Source organism: Bartonella sp. AA78NXGY (genome assembly GCF_042197005.1).
GTDB lineage: Bacteria > Pseudomonadota > Alphaproteobacteria > Rhizobiales > Rhizobiaceae > Bartonella.
The window spans coordinates 1-7491 of the sequence record NZ_JBHIRI010000028.1; the positions used below are offsets into that span (position 1 = coordinate 1).

The 7491-nt window shown below is 35.0% G+C and carries 1 protein-coding gene and 1 pseudogene; one reads left to right on the forward strand and one right to left on the reverse strand.

Annotated features, from left to right (window positions below; all coding sequences use genetic code 11):
- Nucleotides 1-817 precede the first annotated feature (817 nt).
- A pseudogene (locus ACFINL_RS09045) lies at nt 818-5803 on the forward strand (DEAD/DEAH box helicase).
- 307 nt (nt 5804-6110) lie between these two features.
- On the opposite strand, the gene ACFINL_RS09050 reads toward ACFINL_RS09045, so the two are convergent.
- Nucleotides 6111-6749 carry a hypothetical protein gene (locus tag ACFINL_RS09050; protein WP_375651433.1) on the reverse strand — a complete coding sequence of 213 codons (639 nt, stop codon included), beginning with the start codon at nt 6747-6749 and terminating at the stop codon, nt 6111-6113.
- Nucleotides 6750-7491: the final 742 nt, after the last annotated feature.

A 7491-nucleotide genomic window follows, 5' to 3' on the forward strand; every position in this document is an offset into this window, starting at 1 on the left:
TGCTGAAGATCTCTCCCCCACATTTCTATGGAAAAACCTCTAAACAAAACTGTTTAGCCCGTCAATGGTTAATACATCAATATCCCCAGTTTAATGCTACAATATATTTATCAATAATTAGAGATAAATTCACTCTCCAGCTCCTCTAAACCACTCAACACGCATATAAACGAGACATCGTGCTATCAAGCACATTCTGTCGTCAAAAACCATCATAGAAAACAATAAGAAATCTCTTTTAAAACTTTCTACTCAAATAGGCAAAACTCTCTGTACAGCGCATTAAGCAACCTTTCTCCAAAGATAATGATCTGAACAGAAGAGTTTTCTCCAGTGCTGTCAGTGTTGTCAGTTCTTTTTAGAGCCTATATTATTTTTTAAATGAGAAAAAATTAAAAACATTATATTTCAATATGTTAGCATTTTAACGATACAACCTATATCGACAATACAACCTTAAATACAATCCATAATATATATTTGTCAGTTTGTGTCAGTAAATTAAACTGACAAATTAGATTATTTTAGTGACTCATAAAACCTATCAAAATACTCATTATGATATCTTAAAAGCACATATCAAATTTGTCTTTTTTCCATAAAATAAACAGAAAATTTCACTACTTTGCTGATCTTATTCCATGTCATGGGCTGTGGATAAGTACCTTTAAAAACCCTTTTGAAAAAAATTTATCCGTTTTTTCGCATTTTTCTGCATTTTTTTCACCATTTACTCAAAATGGATTTAATAAGCTTCGTTTTGATTCCTTTGAAGAGAATTAATCAATAGAATATATTGTCATAGAGTTTATTCTTTATGCTTCGCCCTCATCATTATGATCATGAACATGTCTCTTTACGCTCTCTCTTGGAATATTATCGTCAACAAGCAAAATCACCCCGTGAATTGGGAACGCTGTTTGAAAACCTTGTCATGGCTTATCTTATGCATGACCCTCTCCATTTTGGACGATATGAAACGGTTGAGAGCTATTATGAATGGGCTAAAGAGCGTGAAGGTTGGAATAAAAATGATATCGGCATTGATCTGATGGCAAAGCTTCGTCATCAAGAGGGATATGTGGCTATTCAATGTAAGTTTTATAAAGCTGACCATCAGATCAGTAAAAAAGATATTGATAGTTTTATTGCTGCCTCGGGCAAAAAGATCTTCACCCGTCGTATTCTGGTTGATAGCACCGAAACAGATTGGAGTGATAATGTTGAACTGACTTGTGAGGGGCAAGAAATCCGCCCTCAACGCATAAACCTTTTTGATTTAGAAAACAGTCAAACCGATTGGGGGGCTTATAAAGAACAAGGACAAGCTGTTCTTAAAGAGAAATCAAAGAAAAAGCTTTTAGATCATCAGAAAGAAGCCCTTGAGAAAGTCTGTGAAGGTTTAAAAGAAGCAGACCGTGGCAAGCTGATTATGGCATGTGGTACGGGCAAGACTTTTACAAGTCTTAAGATAGCAGAAACCATAGCAGGTCAAGGCAAGCGCGTATTGTTTCTAGTGCCCTCTCTTGCTCTTATCTCTCAAACAATTCGTGAATGGACAGAAGATACAGAAGTGCCTTTGCGTTCCTTTGCCGTGTGTTCCGATACACAAGTGGGTAAGCGTCGTAAGAATAATAAAAATGATGCTCTTGAATTTGATAGCTCTGATCTTGCCTTGCCTGCTACCACGGATGCAAAAGAACTGGCTAGCAAAGCGGGTAAGGTTTCACATGATCTGATGACCGTGGTGTTTTCAACTTATCATTCCATCCAAGTGATTTCGGATGCACAAAAAAAGTATGATTTACCCGAATTTGATCTGATCATTTGCGATGAAGCACACCGTACCACTGGGGCTTCATTGGGAACTGAAGACAATGAATCTGAATTTATCAAGGTTCATGATAACAGCATCATTCGAGGCAAAAAACGTCTGTATATGACAGCAACGCCTAAGATCTTTACCGATGATGCCAAAAAGCAAGCCAATGAGATCAATGCCGTTCTAGCCTCTATGGATGATAAAGAGCTCTATGGAAAAGAGCTTTATACTTATACATTCTCAAAAGCCGTTCAGAATGAACTTTTAGCACCTTATAAGATTATTGTTTTGGGTATTAATGAAGAGGAAGTTGCTGAATCTATTCAGCATTTGATGACCGATGAGAATTATGAACTTATTCTTGATGATAAAACCAAGATCATAGGCTGTTATCAAGCCCTTACCAAAATGGATCTGAAACTTGATCTTGAAGATGACCCCAAGCCCATGCGTAGAGCTTTAGCTTTTTGCAAAGATATTGAGACTTCTAAACGCATATGCAAGAGATTCAAAAAAGAAAAAGTGCAAGAATCTTTGCGCGCTCTTCATAAGAACTATAAAGATACTCCTCCTCTTAACTGTACCCTTGCCCATATTGATGGAACCTTTAGTGCTAAAGAGCGTACAAAACAACTTGAATGGTTAAAGGAAGATGCGGGGGAAAATACCTGCCGTGTACTTACCAATGTACGCTGTCTTTCTGAAGGTGTTGATGTTCCTGCTCTTGATGCCGTTCTATTTTTACACCCGCGAAAAAGTCAAATTGAGATTATTCAAGCAATAGGACGTGTAATGCGTCGAGCAGAGGGTAAAAAAAGAGGCTATATCATTCTACCCGTTGGGATACCCGCTGACATTCCGCCGGAAATAGCCTTAGAAAACAACCAAAAGTATAATGTCATCTGGCAAGTTCTCAATGCTTTACGTGCTCATGATGATAACTTTAATAAAATAATTCACCATATGCACAAAAAACAAGACGTAAGCGATGCTCTTGAAATTGTTGCTGCTTCTCAAGAACTTGCGTTAGAAGATACGACCACGGTTATTGATGATTTACCTATACGCTCAAAATTAGAGTATTCAGGACTTAATATTGGGTTAGCAACTTATGAATCCTCTCACACATGTGAAGAACAAGGAGAACTCCCCCTTTTTTCTAAATGTAAAGATGTCATTAAAACTGCTATTGTTAATAGATTTTACGACCCTAGCTATTGGAAAAAATGGGCAATAAATGTTGGTGATCTTGCTCAAACTCATATCACACGCTTAACTGAGGTTTTGACGAAATCAGAAACTGAAACACGGCAGGTGTTTAATGATTTTATGACCGAATTACGTAGTAATTTAAATACAACTATCTCCGAACAAAATGCGATTGAAATGCTTGCGCAACATCTTGTGACGCGTCCAGTCTTTAATGCTTTATTTGAGGGGCATCAGTTTGTTCAAGAAAATCCCGTATCTTGCGCTTTACAACGTGTACTCAATGCCCTTGATAAAGTTACTCCTAAAGAAGAATCTCAAGATCTCAAAAATATTTCTAAGAGTGTACAATTTTACACGCGTGGAATTACCACTCTTGAAGCACAACAAAGTTTAATTGTAGAGCTTTACAATGAATTTTTCCGTTATGCTTTTCCGCGTACAGTAGAAAAATTAGGCATTGTTTATACTCCCATTGAGGTTGTTGATTTTATCATTCATTCTGTTGATGATGTGTTGCGTCATGAATTTGGAAAAAGTCTAGGATCACGTGGTGTTTCTATTCTTGACCCTTTTACGGGTACTGGGACCTTTATCACACGGCTATTACAATCCAATCTCATCAAACCAGAGGATATGGAATATAAATACCGTTATGATATCCACGCAAATGAGATTGTCTTGCTAGCCTATTACATAGCAGCGATTAACATTGAATCGACCTATCATAGTATCATGAAAGGAGAGTACATTCCTTTCAAACATATTGGTTTGACTGATACGTTTCGGATGCTTGAAGAGAAGAATCTGCTGCAAAAATTATTTAAAAAAAACAGTGAATATTTGGAGCATCAAAAGAAACTGGATATCAAAGTTATCCTTGGTAACCCTCCTTATTCCACAGGTCAAAAAAGTGCCAATGATAACGCGAAGAATACTCCTTATCCCATATTAGATCAACGTATTCGTGAAACTTATGCTGCTCAATCGAAAGTTACGAATATACAAGCGCTTTATGACAGTTATATTCGTGCCATTCGCTGGGCTAGTGACCGTATTGATAATGCTGGGGTAATCGGCTTTGTTTCTGGTTCTGGTTACATAGACAAGCCAACAATGAACAGCTTACGAAAATCTTTAGCCAATGAATTTACAAGTATTTATGTGCTTAATTTACGGGGAGATATCCGTAAAAACATGTTAAGCAATGGAGCAACTCAAGAAGGAGAGAATGTTTTTGGTAGTGGTAGTATGACTGGTATTGCTGTTACAATATTTATCAAAAATCCCTATGTGTCTGGAGAGTGTAAAATTTACTATCATGATATTGGCAATAATCTTTCTACCGAAAAAAACTTGGAATGATTCAAGACTTTGGTAGTGTTGGTAGTATTACACGTGAACAAGGCTGGCAAATAATTACACCAGATAAGCATGGTGATTGGATTCATCAACGTAATGAAAGTTTTGAAACGTTTCTCGCCTTAGATGATAAAAAAGGGCATAATAAAAAACTATTTGAAGCTTCTTCATGTGGTATAAAAACCAATCGTGACGCTTGGACATACAACTCTAGCCGTGATGCTTTATCAAAAAATATGAGTAATATGGTAGCCTTTTATAATAGTGAGGTAAAACGTTTTAATAATACCTATTTACATGCTGACCGTAAAACACGTACCAATATTGTAGACAATTTTGTAAATTCAGATGCTAAAAAAATAAGTTGGAGTCGCGCTCTTAAACAAGAATTGGTAAAAAGAAAGACTTTCAACTTCGAAGAAGCATGTTTCACGCAAAGTTTATATCGTCCTTTTACACAACAATGGCTTTATTATAATCGCATTTTCAATGAATTGGTTTTACAGATGCCTCGTATATTCCCAATGGGAAAAGCGGTTGAAAATCAAGTAATATAAATTACAGGTACGGGAGCTCAAACAGTTTTTTCTACTTTAATGACTAAGGCTTTACCTAATTTTCATGCAGTGCATACTGGTCAATGCTTTCCACGCTATATTTACGAAGATACTACGATCTCAAAAGATAAAAACAAGAAACAATCTCATTTATTTTTAATTTCTACAGAAGAAAGTAAAACAGCTGGTTTACAGAGACGTGATGCCATTACTGATGAAGGATTAGCACATTTTAAAGCTGCTTATCCGAATGATAACTATCACGAAAGATGATTTATTCTATTATATTTATGGTCTACTTCATTCGGAAGATTATCGTGCCCGTTATGCTGATAACCTCTCTAAAGAATTGCCTCGTATCCCTTGTGTAAAAACTGCTGAAGATTTTTGGAAGTTTGTAACAGCAGGGCGTGAACTCGGTCATTTGCACATGAATTATGAAGATGTAAAACCTTATCCAGTGACCTTTAAAAAGGGTAATCCAAAAGTTACAGAGAGCTCTAATCCCGAAAAATTCTATTACGTGACTGAAATGAAATTTTCTGGGAATAGTAAGGAAAAGGATAAATCGACTGTTTTTTATAATAGCAATATCATCATGACAGATATTCCTCTTGAAGCTTATGAGTATATCGTTAATGGTAAACCCGCTCTTGAATGGGTTATGGAGCGTCAATGTGTAAAGACTGATAAAAAGAGTGGTATTGTGAATGATGCCAATCGCTATGCTGTTGAAACCGTTGGCAACCCTGCTTACCCATTGGAGTTGTTTCAAAGGGTTATTACGGTAAGTTTAGAAACCATGAAAATCGTTAAGAACTTACCCAAATTGGTATTAAGAGAAACTGAATAACTTATAAAGATGCTCATATAATGGGTATGATAAACGCATAAGGGGTATAGAGCTTATAACCATAATCTATACCTCTTTTGTTAAGTTGATTAGATACAATCCTAATATGCGTTATTCTAAAAATAAGGCTTTGTACTTTTAAACACTCTTATTGGGATTGCTTTAAGACTTTTAAGAAACCCACTCTTAAATAGAATTAGATTTTTTTACATCGCCTTTAAAAGATTATACCGTAATCTAAAATGATAGCTTTATTAACATCGACCTTGTGGCTAAAATTCGTGATTATGCTGCTATTTTCCTAACTCTACTTTGGGACTATAAGCCCCTCTTTGGCTAGTTTTTCAACAGTTGTTTCAGCAACGCTTACTATGAGATTAGAAAATGATGCAAAAGCATTTCCATCGCTATAGCCTTTTGCTAGCCATATGGTTTCTTTGTTTTTTGTATGGTGAATAAGATAAACACTAACACTTATGGCGGGCTTACTAATATTATATCCACCGGTCACATAACCTGGTGTCGTCTCAGTTTTTATGGTAGCAAAGTTTCCAAATCCCGAAATAGTACTTGTAGAGGTTCCCGGATGATATGTTGGCGGGATATACGTCTGTGATATAGCACGATTATCAACGCTAACTATTAGGAGTGCATCTGCGCCTTTATTTGTTATAATTTTCTCTTTCTCGTTATAGGAATAATTACGAGTTGGAGGGAAAAGTTCTAATCCTCTCAATATCTGTACATTGTATTTAACGAGGGATTTCTCAAAGGTGTCTTCAAGTTCTTTTTGCTCAGAAATAGACATGCCAACACCTCCTATGACCACCTTTTTCGTTTGAAATCGTCCCTTGTAGTTTGGATCAACAATTCCGTTCAAATGTGTTATAGGACCACAAGCTGTGAGTATTAACAAACAAAGTAAAATAAAAAACTTCATCATCATAAACCTTTGATTAATGCAAAAGTCTAATAATGTATTTATAATTCAAATTAAAGATACGATTTGAACTTTTAAATAATTTTTTTAGATTGTTTTGCAAAATTTAAGAAATCCACTCTTAAAGTGAATTAGATTTTTTTACATTGCCTTTAAGAGATTATACCGTAATCTAAAATGAGTGCTTTATTGTTATCAAAAGCTTTGTTTAAAGAGAGTTATGTATATTCATTTTGCTTATAGGTTTTGAAGGTGTAAAAACCGTCACCCCCCCTCAAAACGTATATTATTAGTTGAATTTATAGGTTGTGTTATCAATATGAGTTGTTTTTTTAAGATCTGTAAAATCTTAACCTATTGAAAAATAACGTTTTTACTTTTTATCGTTTTTTTATCTAAAAGGGGCAACCCTCAAAACTCAAAACCCCTTCAAAACTCATAACTATAATGATCTTGATAGCATTTCATATGAGTTACAAGCTATCTTTTGAAAGGCTTTACAGGATCATACGCTTTTCATAAGACATGTTTTAATCACTCACTAAAATAATCTATTTTGTCAGTTCAATTTACTGACACATAACTGACAAATATATATTGTTAGTTGAATTTATGGGTTACTATTTAAAAGGTTGTATCATTAAAATAATAACATATTGAAATATATTGATTTTAATTTTCTCTCATTTAAAAAAAATAATGGTGGTTTAACATTGCAATTTGAAAATAAAACCACCATACAAAGAAA

Coding starts and splice junctions, on each gene's coding strand:
- ACFINL_RS09050 (WP_375651433.1), bottom strand. CDS start 6,749: ATGATGATGAAGTTTTTTATTTTACTTTGTTTGTTAATACTCACAGCT.